Below are 3,110 nucleotides of genomic sequence, written 5' to 3'. Positions count from 1 at the left end.
GGATATCCACAATGGCTGTGGATATCTTTGTGGATAATTCCCTCTTGACAGCCAAGCAGGCCTTTATCCATGCGGGTTTCAACAAACTGCCCGTTCAAAAGGCAAAAATAAAATCGTTTTAAATCAACAACTTAGATAATCACAAATTATCACGAGAAAATATTTAGCAAAATTTCGCCGTTGCATATTTTGTGCATAACTTGTAGCAAGGCGAGCATATTTCATGAAACGCACGGACGTGCCAAATTTCAGCACAGAAATTTTCCGCACCGGAGGCCGGCCTCCCGGAAGATGGCGCTCAATGATGGGTTTTTCGCCGCTGTTCGGGATGCAGGAGCACCCGCTCGATGACGCCGGAGCTGACGTTATGGGATTTTAAATATTCGATCGCACACAGGGTGCTGAAGCTGGCTTGCACGGAGATACCGCGGTCGACAATGGCGCTGATGCCCAGGTCGACGCGCTGCTGGTATAAATCGACAAACGCGGGCGGTCGCAAAACTGGCAGTATGGTGGCGTTCATGGCTATCCTTCACTCGATTCAGGTGGGAGGCTGACGATATTAAGAAATAAGCAGCCGCTGCGGCTTGATGGAGATGGATGATGTGGCACTCCAAGGAGTATCAATCATGGCAAGCCAAAGTCAATGTCAGCTTTCTATCAGCCGGGGATTTATATGTTTGCGGCTGGCCGCGCGTCAGCCCCGCTTCTGTGCTATATCGAAACAGCGCCGACGCCGCTTGCCGCAGGACGCGGTAACGTTCATGGACAGGCGGCAATGGCGAAGGCGATAATAGCGTTCATGAATCCCATCCCCGCCCCGGCTCGGCCGCAACCCGCTTCCCTGCGCGAGCTGTTCCTCACCTTTACCTGGCTGGCCCTGCAAGGCTTCGGCGGCGTGCTCGCCATCGTCCAACAGGAAATGGTCGAGCGCAAGCGCTGGCTGACGCAGGAAGAATTTGTCGAAGACTGGGCGGTGGCCCAGATCATGCCCGGCCCCAACGTGGTGAATCTGTCGATGATGCTGGGCAGCCGCTATTTCGGACTGGCCGGCGCCCTGACGGCGCTGGCCGGCATGTTGGCGCTGCCGATGGTGGTGGTGTTGCTGTTGGCGGTAGTCTACGCCCATTTCGCCGACCACCCCGCCCTGCACGGCGCGCTGCGCGGCATGGCGGCCGTGTCCGCCGGCCTGATAGGCGCCACCGGCATGAAAATGGCCGCCACGCTCAAGAAACATCCCTTGCCGCTGGCGACGACGGTCTGCTTCACGCTGCTGGGCGTGCTGTTCGTCGCCATCTTGCACTGGCCGATGATTTACAGCCTCCTCACGCTAGGCGGCCTAGGCTGGGTGATGACTTACCGCAAGCTGGCGCCATGACCGCGCCCCTGCACCTGCTGCTGGACTGGAGCGACTGGTTCCACCTGTTCGTCGAATACCTGACCCTGTCGCTGATGTCGATAGGCGGCACCATCTCGACCTCGGCCGAGATGCACCGTTTCCTGGTCGAACAGCACCACTGGCTGACGCAAACCCAGTTCAACGAATCCATCGCCATCGCACAGGCGGCGCCGGGGCCGAACGTGCTGTTCGTGGCGCTGATGGGCTGGAACGTGGGCTTGAACGCCGGCAGCATGACGGCCGCCCTGCTGGGCGTGCTGGTGACGATGGTCGGCATTCTGCTGCCGAGCACCACGCTGACGTATCTGGCCGCGCGCTGGGGCCACCGCAACCGCGACCTGCGCGTGGTGCGCGCGTTCAAGCAGGGCATGGCGCCGGTCGTCATCGCGCTGCTGCTGTCGACCAGCATCCTGCTCGGCGGCGCCCACCACGACCCGGCCCGCGACTGGCCGCTGTGGCTGCTGACGGTGACGGCCGGCGTGGTGATCTGGCGCACCCGGCTGCATTTGCTGTGGCTGCTGGCGCTGGGCGCCGTGCTCGGCGGCCTCGGCCTGGTCTGAGGGCTGGCCGCCCTCCCTCCGTTCCGCCGTGCAGCGGGCGTAAAAAAACCGGAGCGGGCTCGCGCCCTGCTCCGGTTCGTCAATACGGGTCGGACAATTACTCTTTGATCGCTTCGACCGTGAAGGTCAGGGTCACGTCGTCGCCGACGTAAGGAGCGTATTTGCCGGCGCCGAAGTCCGAACGCTTGACCTTGGCGGTCGCGTTGGCGCCGCAAGCATCTTTCTTCACCATCGGGTGCGGCATGCACTGGAAGGAAGTGACGGTCAGCGTCACTGGCTTGGTCACGCCCTTGATGGTCAGGTTGCCGTCGACGCTAGCGATTTTGTCGCCGTCGAAGTTGACCTTGGTCGACTTGTAGGTGATGGTTGGGAACTTGGCGGTGTCGAAGAAGTCTTCGCCCTGGATGTGGCCGTTGAACACGCTGTAGCCGGTGTTGACCGACTTGGCATCGATGACGACGTCAACCGAACCGGTCTTGGCGGCACGGTCCAGCACGATTTTGCCGGTGGTGCTGTCGAAACGGCTTTCCTGGTTGGAGTAGCCGAAGTGGCTGTAGCTGAAGCGCGCGAAAGTGTGCGTGCTGTCCATTACATAGGTTTCAGCGGCGGCGGCGGCGGCCATCGAGATACCAGCGGCGATCAGCAGGGCGACGATTTTTTTCATGGGTAAGACTCCGAAAAAATAAACGATCAGGATAGGCCAGAGCTTCTTGCTTGGCGTACATCTTTTAACTGGGACCGATTATGCGCGTGCGTCCAGAAGATGTAAAACGGAAAATTTACCGGTTTAGTATCGATAAAATCGATTATCGATGGTGGGCAGGCCCTAGTTTTGCGCCGGGTCTGGTGTTTGTTTCAACTGCATGCGCCCCGATGGTCGCCGCAGCGCCACGGCGGCGCGATGGGCTCAGCTGGCCGACGGCGTCAGCACATGACTGAGCAGGCGCCGCTCCAGCGCGGCGAAGGCCGTCGTGCCGCGCACGCGGGGACGCGGCAGATCGACTTCCATGTCGAGCGCGATGCGGCCCTGGTCGATCAGGATCACACGGTCGGCCAGCGCCACCGCTTCCTGCACATCGTGCGTGACCAGCACGGCGGTGAAGCCTCGCGTCTGCCACAGCGCTTCGATCAACTGCTGCATCTCGATGCGG

4 protein-coding genes and 1 pseudogene are annotated in these 3,110 nt (G+C 60.4%); 2 read left to right on the top strand and 3 right to left on the bottom strand.

The window, feature by feature from the left end; translation table 11 throughout:
- Positions 1 to 298: 298 nt before the first annotated feature.
- Positions 299 to 523, bottom strand: a complete 225-nt coding sequence (locus Q0S71_RS10405; RefSeq protein ID WP_295994609.1) for a hypothetical protein — start codon at positions 521 to 523, stop codon at positions 299 to 301.
- A gap of 279 nt (positions 524 to 802) precedes the next feature.
- Here Q0S71_RS10405 and Q0S71_RS10400 point away from each other — a divergent pair, with 279 nt between their 5' ends.
- Positions 803 to 1,378 carry a chromate transporter gene (locus Q0S71_RS10400; protein WP_295994596.1) on the top strand — a complete coding sequence of 192 codons (576 nt, stop codon included), beginning with the start codon at positions 803 to 805 and terminating at the stop codon, positions 1,376 to 1,378.
- A complete protein-coding gene (locus Q0S71_RS10395; protein ID WP_295994593.1) occupies positions 1,375 to 1,959 on the top strand; it encodes a chromate transporter in 585 nt (194 codons plus the stop codon). Before Q0S71_RS10400 ends, Q0S71_RS10395 begins: the two co-directional genes overlap by 4 nt.
- A 97-nt stretch (positions 1,960 to 2,056) precedes the next feature.
- On the opposite strand, the gene Q0S71_RS10390 is transcribed toward Q0S71_RS10395, so the two are convergent.
- Together Q0S71_RS10390 and ssuB are read right to left on the bottom strand one after the other, a co-directional pair.
- A complete protein-coding gene (locus Q0S71_RS10390; RefSeq protein ID WP_295994591.1) occupies positions 2,057 to 2,623 on the bottom strand; it encodes a YceI family protein in 567 nt (188 codons plus the stop codon).
- A 243-nt stretch (positions 2,624 to 2,866) separates the two neighbouring features.
- Positions 2,867 to 3,110: pseudogene (gene ssuB / locus Q0S71_RS10385) on the bottom strand (aliphatic sulfonate ABC transporter ATP-binding protein); the annotation flags it as partial.

Source organism: Rugamonas sp., from assembly GCF_025354735.1.
In the GTDB taxonomy this organism is placed as follows: domain Bacteria; phylum Pseudomonadota; class Gammaproteobacteria; order Burkholderiales; family Burkholderiaceae_D; genus Rugamonas.
Note: the sequence above shows the minus strand (reverse complement) of the source record. Positions and strands in the feature narration are given on the sequence as shown.